At 46.8% G+C, this 20,184-nt stretch carries 15 protein-coding genes; 10 read left to right on the top strand and 5 right to left on the bottom strand.

Annotated elements, in window-relative coordinates:
• Positions 1 to 14: 14 nt before the first annotated feature.
• Entirely contained in the window at positions 15 to 1,274 is a 1,260-nt protein-coding gene (locus ACKTT9_RS38055) for a sensor histidine kinase (protein ID WP_407870025.1), read from the bottom strand.
• Positions 1,275 to 1,952: a response regulator transcription factor gene (locus tag ACKTT9_RS38050; RefSeq protein ID WP_407870024.1), complete on the bottom strand. Its 678-nt coding sequence runs from the start codon at positions 1,950 to 1,952 to the stop codon at positions 1,275 to 1,277.
• Positions 1,953 to 2,165: 213 nt separating this feature from the next.
• Here ACKTT9_RS38050 and ACKTT9_RS38045 point away from each other — a divergent pair, with 213 nt between their 5' ends.
• The 6 genes from ACKTT9_RS38045 to ACKTT9_RS38020 all read left to right on the top strand — a co-directional run bounded on the left by ACKTT9_RS38045 (position 2,166) and on the right by ACKTT9_RS38020 (position 10,050).
• The gene (locus tag ACKTT9_RS38045) at positions 2,166 to 2,903 is read left to right on the top strand and encodes a polyphosphate polymerase domain-containing protein (RefSeq protein WP_407870023.1); all 738 of its coding nucleotides are present in this window, start codon (positions 2,166 to 2,168) and stop codon (positions 2,901 to 2,903) included.
• A complete protein-coding gene (locus ACKTT9_RS38040) occupies positions 2,900 to 3,586 on the top strand; it encodes a DUF4956 domain-containing protein (RefSeq protein ID WP_407870022.1) in 687 nt (228 codons plus the stop codon). Before ACKTT9_RS38045 ends, ACKTT9_RS38040 begins: the two co-directional genes overlap by 4 nt.
• A 142-nt stretch (positions 3,587 to 3,728) precedes the next feature.
• Entirely contained in the window at positions 3,729 to 6,158 is a 2,430-nt protein-coding gene (locus ACKTT9_RS38035; protein WP_407870021.1) for an EAL domain-containing protein, read from the top strand.
• A 134-nt stretch (positions 6,159 to 6,292) separates the two neighbouring features.
• Positions 6,293 to 7,759, top strand: a complete 1,467-nt coding sequence (locus tag ACKTT9_RS38030) for a spore germination protein (RefSeq protein WP_407870020.1) — start codon at positions 6,293 to 6,295, stop codon at positions 7,757 to 7,759.
• 27 nt (positions 7,760 to 7,786) lie between these two features.
• Entirely contained in the window at positions 7,787 to 8,884 is a 1,098-nt protein-coding gene (locus ACKTT9_RS38025) for a GerAB/ArcD/ProY family transporter (RefSeq protein WP_407870019.1), read from the top strand.
• A complete protein-coding gene (locus ACKTT9_RS38020) occupies positions 8,881 to 10,050 on the top strand; it encodes a Ger(x)C family spore germination protein (protein ID WP_407870018.1) in 1,170 nt (389 codons plus the stop codon). Before ACKTT9_RS38025 ends, ACKTT9_RS38020 begins: the two co-directional genes overlap by 4 nt.
• A gap of 78 nt (positions 10,051 to 10,128) precedes the next feature.
• Here the strand turns inward: ACKTT9_RS38020 and ACKTT9_RS38015 are convergent, their stop codons facing one another.
• The gene (locus ACKTT9_RS38015; RefSeq protein ID WP_407870017.1) at positions 10,129 to 13,182 is read right to left on the bottom strand and encodes a chondroitinase family polysaccharide lyase; all 3,054 of its coding nucleotides are present in this window, start codon (positions 13,180 to 13,182) and stop codon (positions 10,129 to 10,131) included.
• Positions 13,183 to 13,519: 337 nt separating this feature from the next.
• Between ACKTT9_RS38015 and ACKTT9_RS38010 the strand changes: the two genes are divergently transcribed.
• Positions 13,520 to 14,536, top strand: coding sequence for an SDR family oxidoreductase (locus ACKTT9_RS38010; RefSeq protein ID WP_407870016.1), 1,017 nt, complete (start codon positions 13,520 to 13,522; stop codon positions 14,534 to 14,536).
• A gap of 18 nt (positions 14,537 to 14,554) precedes the next feature.
• Entirely contained in the window at positions 14,555 to 14,923 is a 369-nt protein-coding gene (locus tag ACKTT9_RS38005) for a DUF4180 domain-containing protein (protein ID WP_407870015.1), read from the top strand.
• A gap of 88 nt (positions 14,924 to 15,011) precedes the next feature.
• Here ACKTT9_RS38005 and ACKTT9_RS38000 read toward each other — a convergent pair whose 3' ends face one another.
• Both ACKTT9_RS38000 and ACKTT9_RS37995 read right to left on the bottom strand, forming a co-directional pair.
• Entirely contained in the window at positions 15,012 to 15,857 is an 846-nt protein-coding gene (locus ACKTT9_RS38000; protein WP_407870014.1) for an aldo/keto reductase, read from the bottom strand.
• Between the two features lie 177 nt (positions 15,858 to 16,034).
• Entirely contained in the window at positions 16,035 to 17,780 is a 1,746-nt protein-coding gene (locus ACKTT9_RS37995; RefSeq protein WP_407873192.1) for a sigma-54-dependent Fis family transcriptional regulator, read from the bottom strand.
• 236 nt (positions 17,781 to 18,016) lie between these two features.
• On the opposite strand from ACKTT9_RS37995, the gene adh reads away from it, so the two are divergent.
• Both adh and ACKTT9_RS37985 read left to right on the top strand, forming a co-directional pair.
• A complete protein-coding gene (gene adh / locus ACKTT9_RS37990; protein ID WP_407870013.1) occupies positions 18,017 to 19,537 on the top strand; it encodes an aldehyde dehydrogenase in 1,521 nt (506 codons plus the stop codon).
• Positions 19,538 to 19,550: 13 nt separating this feature from the next.
• Positions 19,551 to 19,913, top strand: a complete 363-nt coding sequence (locus ACKTT9_RS37985; protein ID WP_407870012.1) for a DUF779 domain-containing protein — start codon at positions 19,551 to 19,553, stop codon at positions 19,911 to 19,913.
• Positions 19,914 to 20,184 lie beyond the last annotated feature (271 nt).

Below are 20,184 nucleotides of genomic sequence, written 5' to 3'. Positions count from 1 at the left end.
AAATAATCGGTGCCTTATGAAAGCTGAACATAAAACGAAGTGGTCTCATTCAGCACGCTTTTCGCATAAATCTTCCCTTTGTGCTGTTCGACAATGGATTTGGCGATGGCTAATCCAAGGCCGTAGCCGCCGCTTTTACGCGAACGGGATTGATTAGCGCGATAGAAGCGGTCGAAAATCCTCCCCAGATGGTCGGAGGGGATACCCTCGCCTGTGTTGGTCACCGTGAGCAGAATATCGCTATGCCGTTTCTGCAAGGTAAGCGCAATCGAACCTTTCGGTTTGGTGTATTTGATCGCGTTATCCAAAAGGATCATGACCACCTGCTTGATTTGCTCGCAGCTGCCGCGCAGGCTGAGATCGGGTTCAATCCCATAGGTGAGCGAGATATCCTTCTCGTACACAACAGCCTCCATCGTGAGGATGACGCCCTCAACGGCTTCACTGATATTGAAATTCGCAAACAGCAAGCCTGCTCTGGAATCTTCCATCTCGGTCAAGTACAGGAGATCGTTGGTTAACGTCTTCATTCTCTCCGTTTCGGACTTGATATGGTGCAGCCATTTCACCTGATTGTGAATCGTGTCATCACTATTGGCCAATAGAACATCGGCATTCGTATTAATGACGGCTAACGGTGTTTTCAACTCGTGAGAGGCGTCAGCGATAAACTGCTTTTGCTTATTGAAAGCTTCTTTCACTGGCGCTATAGACCGATTCGCGAAAAACCGGCTCGTAAAGAAAATGACGATCAGCATAATGAATCCCACAACGGAGAAGGTATAGATGAGATTCGTAAGAATGTCCATTTGAGCGGTGATATCCAAATAGACGACGGAGTTTCCTGTGCCATTTTTTTGTACCAGATAAGCCCACGTATTGCCTTCCAAATGAAATTGGCCGTTATCCGACTTGCTGGAGACGGCTTTTTGTAAAGCAAGGGTATAGAAATCCGTATCCATGTCGAACCGGGAGTTCGCGGCTACAAGATTCCACTGGTCATCCGCTTGCAGCAAGAAAGAGACGGAACGCTCCGGCGGGGGACCGGCGGTATCATAGCTTTGCTGGGGGAGAGGACTCCCGCCTGGCCGCGGTACGCCTTTGTTCCCATCAGGATTATGATAGAAATCAGTGACACGATGCAGCTCCATATCGATACCTTTGCGTACATTCTGATAAGTAATTGTATAAATGGAGGCAAAGGCCAGAAGCATGATGAACGTGATGATGACCAGATTGACGATAAGAAATCGATTGCGCAGCTTACGGAACATTTAGGAGCTCGCCTCCAATACGTAGCCTACGCCTCTGATTGTCGTGATACGGACAGATGACTGCAAGAACGTGAGTTTTTTCCGCAAAAAAGAAATGTACACTTCGACATTGTTATGTTCCACCTCAGAATCGAAACCCCAGAGCTTTTCAATGATCTGCTCCTTGGAGATGACCGCTTGTTTCCTCGACATCAGAAGCTCCAATAACTCACTTTCTTTTAAAATGAGTTTAAGTTCCTTCCCGCTGCACGTCAGCTTGAGCGTCCCTGTATTCAATTCGATATCTCCGAATTTCAAAGCATCCTCCGCGACGACTTCTCCCTTGCGCCGCAAGGCTGCTCGGATTCTCGCGAGCAGCTCCTCTGTCGAGAACGGCTTAGCCACATAGTCATCCGCACCGTGATCCAGACCTGTGATTTTATCCGAAATTTCACCTTTCGCAGTCAGCAAAATCACCGGAGTCGCAATTCCTTTGCTGCGAATCGTCTTCAACAAGGTAATGCCGTCTATCTCAGGCAGCATAATGTCGAGCAATAGCAGATCATAAATACCGCTTAATGCGTTATCCAATCCCGATTGACCGTCATGAACCGTATCAACGGAATAATTATGTTTTTTAAGAATCTGGGTGAGGGCCTCGGCCAAATGAATTTCATCTTCGACAATTAATAGTCTCATTTTCGTTTCCCCTTTTGTGCCAGTGTGATGAAGCTCAATTGCATGCCTTCATTATAGGGAGCGAACCTTTAATCAAACTTAATCTTATCATTTGTCTAGAGCTTAACAAATAATTTACAAAGCGATACTCATTTAAGTTTCACTAAAGGTTCGACCGCTAAGATACAGACATGAAGCAGCAAACACACGCAAATGCGAAAGGGGCGCAGCCTAATGGCCATAGAAGTATTTAACCGATATGAAAATAAATATCTTATGGATACCCAATCATTTTCCACGTTGTATAACGAACTGCTGGCCTATATGGAGCTTGATGAATACAACAAGAATGATAAATTCTACTCGATAAGCAACATGTATTACGATACGGAACATGATTCTTTAATCCGAAACAGCTTGGCGAAGCCGAAATACAGGGAGAAGCTGCGAATAAGAGCTTACGGCATACCTGAAAAAGACGGCAAAGTGTACTTGGAGCTTAAAAAGAAGGTATTCGGCTTAGTGAACAAGCGGAGGACTGCGCTCAAGCTGAACGAGGCTTATGAGTTTGTCCGCACAGGGGATGTGCCGGAGCTCAAACCTTATATGAATCAACAGGTTATTCATGAAATCGACTATTTCCTCCAGCGTTACGAGTTGCAGCCGAAGGTGTATCTGGCTTATGACCGGATCGCCATGTTTTGCAAAAATAATCGGGACCTGCGAATTACGTTTGATACGAATATTCGGTCCAGGCGGTATGATCTCAAGCTGGAGGATGGCGATTATGGGGAATCGCTGATCAGCGGCGGGCAATGGTTAATGGAAGTGAAGGCCGAGAAAACGATACCTGTCTGGCTGTCGAAAATGCTGTCGGAACATGAGATGTTCCGGACGAGTTTCTCGAAATACGGCAATGAATATAAAAAAATGCGAAACAGAAGATTCGCAGGGGAGGTCGTGGAGAGATGATAGATACTATTTTGACTTCAATGCAGGTCAATTCGGATAATTTAACGTTCGTTCATGCACTGCTAACGATTCTAATTTCGTTCGCGCTAGGCGCAATTATCAGCTTCACTTATATGAAAACACAGCCTATGTACAATCAAAGCTTCACGTTGACGATGATTGTGCTTCCGGCGATCATAGCCGTCATTATTCTGCTAATCGGCAGCAATATTGCCAGAGCATTTAGTCTTGCCGGCGCATTCTCCATCATTCGGTTCAGAAGCGCTCCCGGCGATCCGAAGGATATCGCCTTTGTCTTATTTACGATGGCCGCTGGATTGGCCTGTGGCGTTGGATCCTTCGGTTACGCGGTGCTATTCACCGTGGCGCTTTGCTTACTCATGTTTTTCTTGAAAACTATTAAATTTGGAGCTAAGAAATCCTCCCAAAGATTGTTGAAAGTTACGATCCCGGAGAATCTGGGGTACGAGGAAGCATTTGATGAGATTTTCAACAAATTCGGCATTGCTTATGAGCTGAGAAAAGTGAAAACGACGGAGCTCGGCAGCTTGTACGAGTTGGTGTATATGGTCACAATCGACCATCTCACGAATCAAAAAGACTTCCTGGATGCCATTAGATGCAGGAACGGGAACTTGGATATTACGTTGACGATGAATCCAACGGAAGCAGCGCAGTATTAACAACCATCTGTGTCGAAAGGGTTAACTGTTAAACAGTTAGCCCTTTTTTACATGTTAGGAAGCTATATATCTTTCGACAAATCAGGTAATATATATATTATAAATGATTGCCAATATTTTATAGTTGAAATGAGGTCTAGCAGTGCATCATTTGCATGGTACATACGATATGGTTTTGGTTGCATTTTCCTATGTGGTTGCTGTCGTGGCATCCTATACTGTCCTCGATTTAGTAGGAAGAATCAGCACGTCCAAGGGGATGTTTCGCTGGTTATGGCTCCTTTTTGGAGCGATCGCAATGGGGCTCGGCGTATGGTCTATGCATTTTGTCGGGATGCTTGCATTTTCGCTGAACATTTCAGTTGCCTATAACTTAGTCAAAGTCATACTTTCCGTCGTGGTCGTTATCGCGGCTTCCTTCCTGGCCTTGTATGTGGTGGGCCGCAGTCAATTATCATGGCGGTTATTACTTGCAGGAGGGCTGCTGCTCGCAACGGGCATCTCGGCCATGCATTACATCGGGATGGCGGCTATGGAAATTCATATTTCCTATAAGCCTGTTTATTTCGTACTATCAATCATCATTGCTATTGTGGCGTCCATCGCGGCTTTATGGTTAGCATTCTATTTCCGCAAGGGCACAGAGCCAAGTAGAATGTGGAAGAAGCTAGGCAGCGGCTTAATTATGGGAGCTGCCGTGGTCGGCATGCACTATACGGGTATGTATGCAGCACAATTTCAAATGCTAGATGCGCTAGACGAAACGAAGGGTATGTTTCTGGATCAGAAGCTTTTGGCTTATACGATTGCAGGGGGTACATTGTTCACGTTAGGTTTGTCGCTTTTTGGCATATTTATATCGAATCGATTGTCACGCAAAGATAACGAAATTGAGGAACATGAGAAATGGTATAGATCTTTATTTGAAAATAATCAGGATGGCATCATTTCAATCAATATGCAGTATCGCATTATTGGGTTCAATTCGGCTGTCACGCAGCTAACAGGGTTAACCGGTGAATGGTTCCGCAATCAAACCATCGACAATATTCTACCCTTCATTGTACCGGAAGATCAGGAGCGCACGAGGGAGATGTTTGTAAAGTCGCGCGGCGGCGAGATGCAGACGTACCAGACTGCGATTATCCACGAGCAAGGGCATCGTGTTGAACTTAGTGTGATTAACGCGCCGGTTATCCTCGATGGACAAGTTGTCGGCAGTTACATCATTGCCAAAGACATTACAGAAGAAAAGCAGTCCAAAGAGAAAATCCAACACCTCGCTTTTCATGATGAATTGACGGGAATGCCTAACAGGCGAATGTTCAATGAAGTGCTGGGCCAAATGATCGATAGCGAAGCTAAGCAGTTCGCCGTTATGGTGATGGATCTGGATCGGTTTAAATTAATCAATGATTCGCTTGGACATACATATGGGGACCAATTTTTGCAGGAAATGTGTGAACGTATCCGTCGATGCATGGAGGGCATGAATGTGACCTTGGCGCGTATGGGCGGTGACGAGTTCACATTGCTCTGTGACAGCCGTTACGAGAGGGAAGAAGTTGCCGATTTTGCTGAACAAATCATCAGAGCGATTGGCGTGCCGTATCGACTTAAAGAGAATGACTTCTACGTCACAGCGAGTATCGGTATTGCCGTATATCCGAACGACGGCGCGGATGCCGTGCAGCTGCTCAAAAATGCGGACACTGCGATGTACGAAGTGAAGAAAAACGGCAAGAACGGGTACCAGTTCTATACGGGCGAACTAAACGCGCAGCTGCAGGAGAAAATTGAGCTGGAAGTTGAATTGCGTCAGGCGATTACGCGCAAACAGTTGTTCTTGAATTACCAGCCGCAAATTCGAGCCGGGGACGGTCAGATGATTGGCGTCGAAGCGCTCGTTCGTTGGAATCACCCGACGAAGGGCACCATTTCTCCAGGCGTATTCATTCCGATAGCCGAAGAAACAGGCATTATTTATGAAATGGGCACATGGGTGTTGAGAGAAGCCTGCCGGCAAATGAAAGAATGGCATCGCGGCGGCGGGCCGCTGATTCCTGTTTCCGTCAATTTATCCTCCCAGCAGTTCCACCAGACCAATTTGGCGATGTACATTAAAGAAATTCTTGAAGATACGGGACTTGAGCCGCAATATTTGGAGCTGGAAATTACGGAAAGCATGATGATGGATGCGACGGTTTCCAGAAGTATTCTCAATGAATTGACGGAATCAGGCATTCGAATCAGCCTAGACGACTTCGGAACGGGATATAGTTCCTTGAGTTATCTGAAGCTTCTGCCGATCCACAAGCTCAAAATTGACCGTTCGTTTATCCGCGATATTACGGAGAACAATAATGATAAAGCGATTGTGGCCACGATTATTTCGATGGCGCAGCATTTGAATATGGACGTTATTGCGGAAGGCATTGAAACGAAGGAACAGTTGGATATTCTTATGGATAATGATTGCAAAAAGATTCAAGGTTATTATTACAGCAAGCCGTTGCCTGCTCAGGATGTAGAGGAAGCTTTCTTCGCGCCGATGCGAGCAAGTGGATCATAAAGATTGCCATATCTGTAAAATAGAAGCCCGATTAGCTCTGTAGAGCTGATCGGGTTTTTGCGTATAAGTAATTCTTTCCAAACAAATAATACCATGAAGATCTGACAAATCACGTTGGAAGGTGGGGACCGAAAATGATGGTGAGTGAGTCCCTTTCAGCTAGTATTAAATCGATTATGGATGTTATCGGGCACAATTATGATGTCGTTTTACGAGAAATAGCACTTGGAAATACGGGACGGAAAGCCGCCATTATCTATATTACTACACTCGGAAATGCGGAGGTTATTAATAAAAGCGTGCTGCAACCGCTCATGCAGATGAAAGCGGCCGACGGAGATGCCATTTCGGATCGATTCAAAGAAAGGGTCATAGACGGCACGATTGTGCTTACTGAACTGGTAGAAGACGACTCGGCGGAGGTATGTATCCGCAATATTTTATCAGGAAATACCGTACTCATCATTGACCAAATTAGCAGCTATATCATTCTCAGCACGGCGCATTTAGAAGGAAGAAGCATTGAAGAACCGAAGTCGGAATCCGTGGTGCGGGGCTCGCGTGAAGGATTTGTTGAGAACATCTCAACAAATATTTCGCTCATCCGGCAGCGGATCAAGGATCCCACCTTCACGATGCTCCAATATCACGTTGGCAAGCGTACCGAGAGAGAGCTGGTTATAGCTTTCATTAAGGATATTGCAAACGATCAGATTGTGGAGGAAGTTTGTCGCCGAATTGAGACCATCCATATCGACGATGCCGGGGATTCGGGGTTTATTGAACAGTTTATTGAAGATAATACCTTTTCTCCATTCCCTCAAGTTATGAACACAGAACGGCCGGATCGAGTGGTCAATGCTTTGATGGAGGGTAAAGTGGCGATCCTCCTGGACGGTACGCCCTTTGTGCTTATTGTGCCGGTGACATTTCCCATGATGCTTTACTCACCGGAAGACAATAACGAACGCTGGATGTATTCAAGCTTAATCCGCATGATGAGGTATATCCTAGCCTTCGTTTCTCTATATCTGCCATCCTTGTATATTGCCTTTATTTCCTTTCATCAAGGTCTAATTCCCACCAAGCTGGCTATATCTATCACCTCCAGCAGAGAGGGTGTTCCTTTCCCTACCTTTGTAGAAGCTATGATGATGGAAATAACCATTGAAATCCTACGCGAAGCCGCTATTCGTTTGCCCAGGCCAATTGGACAGGCCATCGGTATGGTCGGCGGTCTTGTCATTGGGCAATCCGCGGTACAGGCGGGTATTGTGAGCCCAATCATGGTCATTGTTGTAGCCGTCACGGCCATATCTTCCTATACAATCCCCATTTATTCGGCAGGAATCGCCATGCGGATGCTAAGATTCTTCATGATGTTTGCAGCCTCGATGTTGGGCTTATACGGCATCATCATGGTTACGCTGCTTCTGCTGTCTCATATCATGAAGTTAAAAAGTTTTGGAACCAACTATGCCGGCGTGTTCGTGCATTATCACCCTTCAAACTGGAAGGATTCGATCATTAAATATCCCTTGAAGTGGATCAAAGAGCGTCCGAATTTGATTGATCCCAAGGACAAGAAGCGTGCGAATTAACGCAGCGGAGGAAAGGGGGATGGAGACATGAAGATCGTGCGAAGCGATCAGATTTCGATATCGCAATTAACTGTCTTAAATACGTCCATGATTCTCGGACTGTCCATCCTCACGCTGCCAAGGGCTACATCGGAGAAGATCGGTACCCCGGATGTATGGATTAGCATCATCATAGCTGGCTTAATCTCTGTGGCATTAGCCGTTATGTGTGCGAAGGTAAGCCAACGGTTTCCCGGAAAGACATTTTTTGAATACAATCAGCAGATTGTCGGCAAAGCAATAGGGATTGCTTTCAGCCTGGTGTTCTGCGTTTACTACATTTTGATGGCTGCCTTCGAGGTACGCATGCAAGCCGAGGTGATCAGGCAATTTCTATTAGATCAAACGCCGATTGAAGTGACAATGATCACTTTTCTGTTTGTTGCCGGTTATTTGCTTCTGGGACAAATAAATCCTATTGCCCGACTTATGGAATTTTTATTGCCGGTTACCTATATAAGCATTTTGTTTGTTATGCTGCTCAGCGTCCAAGACTTTGACGTCGATAAATTACGCCCGGTTCTGAGCGAAGGGATGCGCCCTGTTTTTAACGGCCTTCTTTCGACAGCACTTTCTTATTCAGGCTTTGAATGTATTATGGTGTTCTCCGCTTTCGTGGATAAGCCCAAAAAAATGGTGCGTTCAGCCATCATCGGCGTTGCCCTGATCATTGTCCTGTACACGATAAATTCAGTTATTGTCATTGATGTATTAGGCGTCTCAGAATCCAGCACGTTAACCTGGCCAACTTTGGAACTCATTAAAAACGTGGAAATGGCAGGGTTCTTTTTAGAAAATTTTGAGGTTATTTTTATCGGAGTCTGGCTAGTTGAAATTTTTACTACGTATATCATTTCCCATTACATCGCAAGTCTTGGAATAAGCAAACTGTTTCGCATCAATATCAACTATGTACACATCGGTTTGTTGGTTGTTATTTATATCATTGGCATTTATCCAAGCGATTTGAACGGCAGTATAAAACTCGGAGAACTTATTGGCAATATATCGTTAGTCACGGCAGGCGTCATGCCGATCTTATTGCTGCTCATTGCTTCACTTAGAAAAAGGAGACAAACCCCGTGAAAACTTGTGCAAAACGGAATGTCTTACTTCTCTCCATGCTGTCGCTGTTTGTACTCCCAGGGTGTTGGGATAAGCGGGAAATCGAACAGATTGGCATGGTCGCCGGAATCGGACTCGATCAAGGGGAAGATTCAGCCGACCATCGGATAAAAATGACGCAACAATTCGTCAATACGACCATCGGAACGAAGGAGGGGATCGTGAAAGGCTATTTTAACCTTACGGATGAGGGTTCCAATATATTCGAAATCATTAGAAGGACGTCATCTCGAACAGATCGGTCCCCGTATTATACGCATTTGAAGGTCATCATTTTAAGCGATAAGATTACGTCTGCCTCTCAGTTGATGGACTTAATGAACTTTTTTCAAAGAGATCATGAGATGAGACGAACCGTTCGTGTATATTTTTCCAAAGGGCTTGCGAGAACAGCGCTCGAAAAAAAGACGGAAAACAAAGAGATTCCGGCTTTTAATATTTTTTATAAATCGCGAAATCATTACAAAACGCTAGAAATCCCTCGTCAGGTGACCTTGGGGGAGATGTCCGTCAACCTGTCTAGTGGCCAAAGTTTCCTCGTTCAGGAAATTGATCTTACGAACGAATCCGAGATGCATGGAGCAGCTATTGTTTCAGGAAAAAAGACGCGGTTAGTCGGTTGGTTAGATAAAGAGGAAGTGTCGGGAATCAATTGGGTGTTGGGAACCGGAAATGGAGGTAGAGGAGGGGTCTTGACGGTAGTTGATAAAAAAACAAAGAAAGAATTGGTCTATGAAGTTAATGAAATAAACACAAAAATTAAACCGAAGGTGGAAGGGGAACAGATTTCCTTTCTAGTTTCCATTGAATCCGAAGGCCGACTTGGAGAGGACTGGACGGTAAACGATGCATTTAAAGAGGATTTTATTAAAAAAGCGGATGCGCTGATCGCAGATGAGGTCAAACGGATTGCAGAACAGGCTATTGCCAAAATTAAAGACACCTATAAAGTGGATGTTGCTGGCTTTGGTGAACAATTCAGGATCAAGAACTACAAGGAATGGAAGAAAGTAAAGGATGACTGGGACGAAGCGTTCAGCCGTTCAAACGTAGAGGTAGAGGCAAAAGTGCACATTAGGGAGTTTGGATCGAAAGGAAGGAAGGTTCCCAAGGTTCCCAAAAACTAAGACAACCATAGGGTAGGAATTTGAAAAGTCTGCGCAAAGCCAATACGTTCTTAACGGCTTTGCGCAGACTTTTGCCGTTTATTTAATCAATTCGATATCTATTGATTTCCCATTTACGGCATCAAACTCTACAGTCGTTGTCGCAGAACTTGCGCTAACTACCCGCGCCTCACTGTTTGCATTTTTCAGATGCCATGCCCCATTTAATATAACGGTGGCCTTTAACATCCTACTCGGCGTTAACAAACCGGTAAGACGCAGATCAGGATCCGCAACGCTTAGCACAATATTGTCGGAACTTAATGACTGGACCATCGCCATGAGGGGGATGCTGCTGCTTTGAATCAGGCCTTGATTGACTGGCACGTTGCTGTTAAAAATGGCATAGCCGGTAACTTCCTTCCCAGGCTCTGTGTTTTTGACAATATGGGCGTCGCTATTTTTTTGCAAAACCGTGTATTGCGTGTTGTTCGCGAATGCGGCTGTCCCCTGTGCTCCTGCCCCTACTTTAATGGCATATTCGTAACCTGCCGATGCTGGAGCAGAACCGTGATTGATATAGGCTGTGGTGTAGCTGCCGGACGTGTTTTTCGTGCCAGCGCTGTTTCTAGAATTTTGCGTACCACGCATAATGACAGTTCCAGCCGCATTCGGCAGTACATATCCATTCCCATAAGGGTCTACGATCCAGGCCGGGGCTGCACTTGTGATCGTACTCGTATAAGTTGCTTGAGTAACCGAGGCGGTGGAATTATACCAGAATGGCATCGAACTGTTTGGCATATAAGATTGAAACAGGGTAGTTTCCGTATTGTGCAGGGAGTCTGTGTTTTGAATATCGGAGCCTAAGCTAATCATTTTATCGCCAAAAAAGAAGACGGATTTGTTGGCTCGGAAACTGGAGTCAAAAACGGTATCATGCAGTTTCATAGCGAAAACGCCATATTTATTTTGAGAGGACACACCGCCTACGAAGGTACTATCCGTGAAAAGCCGCATCTGATCAGCTTTTTGTGCCAACTCAGCCAGAGACAGGTGCTTGACTGTCGTGCCAGGCCAACGGCTCCAATCCCATCCGGTGTCAAGATTAATTCCACTTTCGACGATTCCGGAAGTCAGTCCGTTCTTCACGATCTGCATATTGCCGTAATTCTGATATGCGCCATACACATTTTGATTGCTGGCAGATTCGAAGTTCCAAGCATATTTACTCCAGCCTTTTATTCCGATCAGTAAGTCATTTACTCGATTAACAGCCATTGCGCCATAGGGCATGACCCAGTATCCTTGCGGATTGGCTTTCGGCGGAACCCCCGCCTTTGACAGTTCGTCAGCAAGCTGTAAGCCGCCAAGCGTATCCATATACTCAACACCGTACGAGTCGGCTTGTTTGAACAGACCTTGCAGTAACTTGGATTGCGGATTCCAAAGTCTTGTGAAAGTGGAAGCAAGTTCCGTATCTATGGGGGTAGTGGCCTTGGCTAGATAGGAGTATGCGAGTAAACTTGTCAGCTGGCTGGTCGTATTGGGGAAACGTCCGGTTGCCCCGACGGGCATGGTGTAGGTATTGGAGGCTAGCTCTAGAGTGAGCAAGGCTTTTTTGATGTTATTCTTTGCACCATCGGACAGGGCATAAGGAGTTTCGCTCAGGAGGTAGGCGATCAGTGAAGCCGTCTGCATCGCATGATCCCCATAGGCATTCATATAGACGCCGCGATGATGGAAAAGGGTACCGTCAGGCTTAATCGTATCGGCGAAACCAGGTGCGATTTGCAGCGCTTGTTCGTACAGGCCGACGAGGCCTTTCATGTACTGTGCTTTCTTAGGGGTATTATCCATACCTAGCACGTAAAGTAAGTCATACATGAATTTTGTTCGGATTTCATCCGCCGTTGTCTCTTCGTAAACGGAATTATCGAATGTTTTACCAAAATTCGTATACCAGAATATAGTGTCAAGCTCCCGTTCGAAAATACCTGCCGCCTTCAGCTCATTGCGCATAAGATAAACGGCATGAAAGTACCCGCTGTGCCTGTTTGCTTCATGATCCTGAGTGCCGATGGCACTTCCGTTCGCCCAACCTTGGTCGTTCATATAATCGAGTACATCGATCACTTTTTGCTTGCTTATCAGATTAACGTTGATTTTGTAATCGAAAACGAGCGGCAGCAGCACCGTTTGGCTGACATCATCGCCGAATTTAAGCGAATGCGGGTCTGCGTTTGCATAAAGCGCTTCTCCGGTCATTGTCCCATCAGGGTGTCTGACGATATGCAGCGCGTTGTAAGCAGCAAGGCCCGCTCGAATGAAGCTTTGGAGGGCATCATATCTCATTTTGAGCGGACCGATTAACTGTGCATACTGTAGGGCATCTCCATAAATCCACTTCTCATATCGGCTTGAGATCGTATCAAAGGCATTAATTTCCTGCGGGGTGATCGTCGCTGGCAGCGGAAGCGTAGGTTGTTGTTGACTGTAGTAGTAGACATTATCCCAAGAGCTTTGGCCGACATTCAGGCCAGTCTTGGGCATTTGATCATCTGCGGATCTTGCCGTTACCATGAAGGGCCAAAATTCCAAGTTATCAAAATAAAGACTCCCTGATGGTACGGAGGCAGGGGGTACGATTTGCATCGCCTCGAGCGGCTCGTTTATGTTTTGCGTATAAGCGGGATTTTTACCCTCTTCCCTAAATTTGATCCAGACGGCTCGCCATCCTTTGAAATTCAGGTTCACTTTGAATGAATAATGATGGATGCCATTGTTGATTTCTGTCGTTTTGCCGAAGTTGAAAGTCACTTGATCATGGACGGGATGTTCATTATAAATCCATACCTTCATGCCGCCATGCTTGACGTTCGCTGCGGCTAGATTGGCAGGCTGTGTGTCGCGCAGCTTGGAGCCACTCGACCATGACCAGTGCAAGGAGCTGCCTCCATTCTTGTAATGCTCTGTTGATAGCTCAACCGAGCCGCCATTCTCCACGCTCCAGGTGGAAGGCAGTGCAGCGCCCTCGAAGGACTCCGTGTGGGAATAATCGTCGGCTGCGTGCGTGGCGCTTGGATAAGCCCCTACGCTGGACGCCAGAAGCAGCATGTAGTATTTTCTTCTTTTTTGCAATGTTGATCTCACACTAGTTCCTCCTTACAATTTTTTATAGCAAGGTTCTATATGGCTCGGGAATCCGTACCTATAGTCCCCTGTTGGTAAGTACTCGTCATGATCACCTCCAAACTTATCTTGAATATCGGACGGGTATTGATTAAATATTATGAAAATTACAAAAAAACATAAAAATGCATATTTGGAACTAAAAATGTATCTATATGCTAATAAATGCCATCAGTACAAAAGACACCCATGGGGTGCCCTTTGTACTAGGTTTCATCTGAGAGTGGTCAGCATAGGAGGTTTCGGAGTCCTTATGGCGAATAAATAAGTGATTGTTTAAGAACGCCGGAGGTGGAAGATGAAAGCGCTATTTATTGGAGGAACAGGAACAATTAGTTCAGCAATTACCAAACAGCTGCTGGACAGTGGATGCGAGCTTTATCTGCTGAATAGAGGTACAAGAAATGAATCGTTGCCAGCGGGGGCCAACTTGCTCACTGCGGATATTCGGGATGAAGAGCATGTCGCTAGTCTAATTGAACACTTGGAGTTCGATGTTGTTGCGGATTTCATCGCGTTCGAGCCGACTCAGCTGGAAAGAGATTATCGCTTATTTCAAGGTAAAACCAAACAATTTATGTTCATAAGTTCAGCGTCTGCTTACCAAACACCGCTGTCTGACTATAGAATTACGGAAGGGACGCCTTTATCGAACCCGTATTGGGAGTACTCGCGGAACAAGATTGCATGTGAGGATTACTTGCTCAAGATGTATCGCGACCATGGTTTCCCTATTACGATCGTAAGGCCGAGCCACACCTATGATGAACGCTCCATACCGCTTGGCGTGCATGGCAGTAAAGGCAGCTGGCAGATTGCCAAACGTATGCTGGAGAACAAGCTCGTGATCATTCATGGAGACGGCACTTCGCTCTGGACAATGACGCATAATAGTGACTTTGCTAAAGGTTTTATTGGACTAATGGGCAATATACATGCTATTGGGGAGTCCGTACATATCACTTCCGATGAGACGCTGACTTGGAATCAAATCTATGAAGCGATTGCTGATGCGCTAGGAGTCAAACTGCAGGCAGTTCATGTTTCGTCTGAATTTCTGGATGCGTGCAGCACGGAGAATTACAGAGGCGGACTGCTCGGAGATAAGGCGAATTCCGTTGTGTTCGACAATGCGAAGCTGAAACGGCTTGTTCCGGAGTTCGTTGCGACGACTCGTTTTGATCAGGGCATTAAAGCAACTGTCGCCAATATTTTAGCTAAACCCGAGTTGCAAAGAGAAGATCAGGAATTCGATCAATGGTGCGATAAGGTGATTCGTGCTTTAGAAGCGGCTGTACAGGCAATTCGGGAATAGATTTGAAGGAGAATACGAATGAAAATCACGGTTGATATCAGAAATAACTCCAGAGTCGCTATTGTGCAAAGTGATGATATCCTCATAAGCAATGTGCAAGAGGCATTGGATTTGATGGCATCTGTTCAATATCTGGAAGAGTGCCACAAAATTTTATTGGACAAATCCAACATTTCGGAAGACTTTTTCGAGTTGAAGACCCGTCTTGCAGGTGAGATTTTGCAGAAATTTACGAACTACAAGGTGAAATTTGCGATTGTTGGCGATTTTGACGTGTATAACAGTAAAAGTCTGAAGGATTTTATCTATGAGAGCAATCAAGGAAACTCGGTTTTCTTCCTCAAAGACAGAGGGGCAGCGCTGGACGCTCTGCATAATGCCGATTAAGGTTATTTCGTTCCTAACGCACGCTAAACGAAAAAGCACCGTCCCTCCACATTGGAAGGATTGGTGCTTTTTGCTGCTTATACGCTGATTAAAAATCAAAGTTGTCCGGATCGGGTCCGACGCGTCGATTCTCATTCAAGGCATCGATACGAGCCATCTCTGCATCCGTTAACGAGAAGTCAAAGACGTTGGCGTTATCGATGATACGCTGCTCTTTGATCGACTTCGGAATCGTCACAATGCCGCGCTGCAGATCCCAGCGAAGAATGACTTGAGCAACCGACTTGCTGTGGCTAGCGGCGATGTCATTAAGAACCGGGTGATCGAATAGTTGACCCTGCATGAGCGGAGACCAGGCTTCTAACTGAATGTTATTCGCTTTGGAGAAGCTGAGCAGCTCTTGCTGTGACAGAAGCGGGTGAAGTTCGACTTGGTTCACCATTGGCACGATTTCCGCGTCTTTCATCACATCCTCGAGATGATGGATTTGGAAATTGCTGACGCCGATCGCTTTCACACGGCCTTCTTTGTACAGAGTTTCCAAAGCACGCCAAGCTTCTTTATATTTCCCTTTGACCGGCCAGTGAATGAGGTACAGGTCAAGATATTCCAGCCCCAGCTTGGATAAGCTGGCTTCGTAGGCGGCAATTGTCGATTCATAGCCAAGATCTGCGTTCCACACCTTGGAGGTTACGAACAGATCCTCTCTAGCGAGTCCTGTTTCCGCAAGTGCCTCGGAAATAGCTTGTCCAACACCGGCCTCATTCCCATAGATGGCGGCTGTATCAATGCTGCGGTAGCCATTACGAATGGCTGCTTTGACGGAGCTTACTACCTCTGAACCGTCTTCTACTTTGAAAACACCTAACCCGAACCATGGCATTTGAACGCCGTTCAACAGGGTTGTTGTGGATTGTAAATGGTTGATCGTCATGCGTAATTCCTCCTCATGTAACTGTTTATATGTTGGCCAACCGGCCGTCATCGCATCATAAATCCTCACCATCAGTAGGATGTCACCTGTTGGCAATTGCTATTATGAACGTTTCATGAGGAGATGAAAAGTACGTACTTTTTAGTACGATAGTTACTCTTCTGTGACTATTGGTGCTTAAGTGATCCCATATTCCTCGATTTTACGGTACAAAGTCGTCCTTCCAATCTGCAATTTGGCGGCAGCCTTGCTGAGATTCCACTCAGAGGCGGTCAGCGCTAACTTGATCGCTTTAATTTCCGCTTCTTTAAGCGTTAGAGGGTAATCTTCGCTGGGGGCTCCGCCTGTAAGCTCATCCGCTTCTTCCAGCATTAAATGATCAGCATCAATCGGCTGATCGCCAGCCAGGAAGATCGCTTGCATCAGAATGCCGCTCAGCTCTCTGATATTGCCTGGCCAGTTGTAGGCCAGCAGCTTGCGTTTGGCGGCTTCCGTGAAGGCACAGCATGATGAAGCATGCTTCTGGAGCAGATGATGCGCCAATGCCAGGATATCGCTTCTTTCCCGTAGAGCCGGCAGCGTAATCGGGATGCCCTTCAGCCGATAATAAAGATCGGCCCGGAATCCGCCAGCCTTCACTTCTGCGGCCAAATCCTTATTCGTTGCGGCAATTACGCGCACATCAACGGCTTTGCTCTTCGCACTCCCAACCGGAGTAATCCGCCCGTCTTGGAGCACACGCAAAAGCGCAGCCTGCGCCCGAAGGGGCATATCGCCGATTTCATCAAGGAAAATCGTGCCTTTATGCGCGGCCTCGAATTTCCCGATATTGCCCTCCTTGCTTGCACCTGTGAAAGCACCGCGGGCATAGCCGAACAATTCGCTCTCGACCAGGCTGTCTGGGATGGCACTGCAGTTAAGCGCAATGAACGGCGCTCCCGACCGGGCACTTGCCGTATGGATGGATTGGGCGAACAATTCCTTGCCGACGCCACTTTCGCCTAAGAGCAGAACAGGGAAGTCCGCGGTTGAAGCCTTCTGGGCTAACTCTTTCCTCTGCAGGAATGTCGGACACGTGCCGACAAGATCATGAAACGTGTATAAATGCTGATCATTTCCAGTCACCCTTCGAATGGAGACAGACTGCCACAGCTTTTGATGTTCATTATGTAAGGTTTGAACGGCAAAACCCTCCAGTTTCGGCATGGGCTTACCGATGACGTCGCCGCCCATGATCCGCATAGCGGCGTGATTGGCGCGGAGGATACGGTTATCTCGGCTGAGCGAAAGCAGGGGCAAAGGATGATGCATGGAGGAGTAGTCCAACTCTCTTAGCGTGATGAGGTGTTCCTTCTTCGACTCCTCGAGCAAAATTTTGTTTTGCAGGGATTGAGCAGCCAAACAGGCGAGGGTAAAGGTATAGGCATGGAAATTCTCTTGCTTGCCGCTAATATTGACGATTCCGATCAGCTCGCCGATCGCGTTGAAGACAGGAGCAGAAGCGCAGGTCAGGAAATGGTTCGATTTGAAATAATGCTCTTCGGCATGCACACGCACGGGCTTCCGCTCTGTAAGAGCGACGCCGATGGCATTCGTCCCTTTGCGATGTTCGGCCCAATTGGCGCCTACTTGCAGCTGAACCGCCAATGCTCGCCGAGAGAAGTCGATATCTCCTGCCGTGTGAATAATGGTTCCTTTCGGGTCGATCAGCAGTGCTATCTGGCCGGATTCTTTGATGCCTGTATGCATGTGTTCGAAGATTTGCTCGGTGTATTGGATGGTTTGCTCATTTTGCTTGAGGAGAGACTGCATGTGAATTCCTGTTAAAATGTCATCGTCAATGGGGTCGGTGGGCACTAAACCAAATTCGTGACAGCGCTTCCAAGAAGCTGCCGCTGCGTCGGATAAAAAGTTATTTTCCACGGATAGCAAAAAGATCCCTCCATTGCAATCGTATCTTACCCGATCATACCATAGTTGCTTTTATTAATGGAGGGCTGCCGGCAAGAATGTCCCAAAATGGAACACATCCTTTGTATCAAAACGGAACATCAAACGTTAATACGCCATACATAAACCCCATTTTGACGGGATTTTGTCCGTTGGCACGATTCTTGCTTATCTATTTATGTATACCATTTTAAGGAGGCTGAGCGAAAATGATTTATGCACAACCTGGACAAAACGGATCCAAAGTAACGTTCAAAAAACGGTATGAAAACTTTATCGGTGGACAGTGGGTTGCACCTGTTAAAGGGCAATATTTCGATAATCCGTCTCCTGTAAATAATCGTGTGTTCTGTGAGATTCCACGCTCAACTTCTGAGGATATCGAGCTGGCTTTGGATGCTGCGCATGCTGCCAAAGAGGCATGGGGGCGCACGTCAGTTGCCGAGCGCGCTGTTATTTTAAATAAAATTGCTGATCGTATGGAAGCTAATTTGGAAATGCTCGCGGTTGCCGAGACTTGGGATAACGGCAAGCCTGTTCGTGAAACGCTCGCGGCCGATCTGCCGCTGGCGATTGATCACTTCCGCTATTTCGCAGGGAGCATCCGCGCCCAAGAAGGTACGCTCAGCCAATTGGACGACAATATGGTGGCTTACCATTTTCATGAGCCACTTGGCGTCGTCGGGCAGATCATTCCGTGGAACTTCCCGCTGCTGATGGCGACGTGGAAGCTCGCTCCGGCGCTTGCGGCAGGAAATGCCGTAGTTCTCAAGCCGGCTGAGCAAACGCCGGCTTCCATTCTGGTGCTGCTCGAGCTTATTCAAGATTTGCTGCCGCCAGGCGTCGTTAATGTCGTTAACGGTTTCGGCCTTGAAGCGGGCAAACCGCTAGCCTCAAGCAGCCGTATCTCTAAGATTGCCTTTACCGGAGAAACGACAACAGGTCGTTTGATTATGCAATATGCTTCGCAGAATTTGATACCGGTTACCCTGGAGCTGGGCGGTAAGTCTCCGAACATCTTCTTTGAAGATGTGCTTGCGCGGGATGATGCTTTTTTCAATAAAGCGCTTGAAGGTTTTGCTATGTTCGCTCTCAATCAAGGAGAAGTGTGTACGAGCCCGTCTCGTGCATTAATTCAGGAGTCGATTTACGATCAATTTATGGAGAGAGCTCTGAAGCGGGTCGCTTCGATCACACAAGGCAACCCTCTTGATACATCGACGATGATTGGGGCCCAGGCTTCAACTGAGCAAGTTGAGAAAATTATGAGTTATATCAACATCGGCTCGCAAGAAGGTGCGGAATGTCTGATTGGCGGTGACAGAGGGAAAGTGGAAGGTGAGCTTTCGGAAGGCTACTATATCCAGCCGACTGTTCTTAAAGGGAATAACAAGATGAGAATTTTCCAAGAGGAAATTTTCGGCCCTGTCCTTGCGGTTACGACGTTCAAGAACCAGGAAGAGGCCTTGGCTATTGCGAACGACACGCTCTATGGTCTTGGAGCAGGCGTATGGACGCGTGACATGAACACAGCCTACCGGATGGGCCGCAGCATTGAAGCGGGTCGTGTATGGACGAATTGCTACCATGCCTACCCAGCCCATGCAGCCTTTGGCGGATATAAAACTTCAGGCATCGGCCGCGAGAATCACAAAATGATGCTGTCGCACTACCAGCAAACCAAAAACTTGCTCGTCAGCTACAGCCCTGAAGCATTGGGCTTCTTCTAAGAGAGCTGCCGCGATGACAGAGGCAAGTAAAGTTGTTGCTACTGAGGCTGCTCTGGAGCTTATTGAAATCGTGAGAGCCAAACATGGCCCTGTTATGTTTCATCAATCCGGCGGCTGCTGCGACGGAAGTTCTCCCATGTGTTATGCGCAGGGAGAGTTCCTGATCGGTGACAGCGACGTTTGGTTGGGAGATATCGGCGGCGCCCCCTTTTATATGAGTAAATCCCAGTACGATTATTGGAAAAATACGATGCTGATCATCGATGTGGTTCCCGGCAGGGGCGGCATGTTTTCACTCGAAGGCCCGGAGGGCCGGCGGTTTTTGACGCGTTCGCGGATGTTTACGGAGGAGGAGCGGCGCGAGTTAGGTTTGTAAAAGTGTACGCAGGACCTGGCGATGGTTTATCGCTAGGTCTTTTTACGCCTCATAAATTACACGTCGATTTAGTCGGTAGGGGAACTATAGGGCGCTATTTTAGCCCCAAAGGCCATTGAGTGAGGGAGAAGGAACTATGGTCCGCTATTTCGTCGCGGTGGATGGATTCTGGGCCCATTGAGAGGAAATAAGACCCTGTAGTTCTCCATCAGCCCTCGGATTTCTGCATTTTGACTAAATAAGGGAGTGGAGTTCCCCTATTTAGGGTGGG

Source organism: Paenibacillus sp. P36 (genome assembly GCF_045866505.1).
Taxonomy (GTDB): Bacteria; Bacillota; Bacilli; order Paenibacillales; family NBRC-103111; genus Paenibacillus_E; species Paenibacillus_E chondroitinus.
The sequence above is the reverse complement of the archived record's forward strand: the minus strand, read 5'-3'. Positions and strand labels throughout refer to the sequence as shown.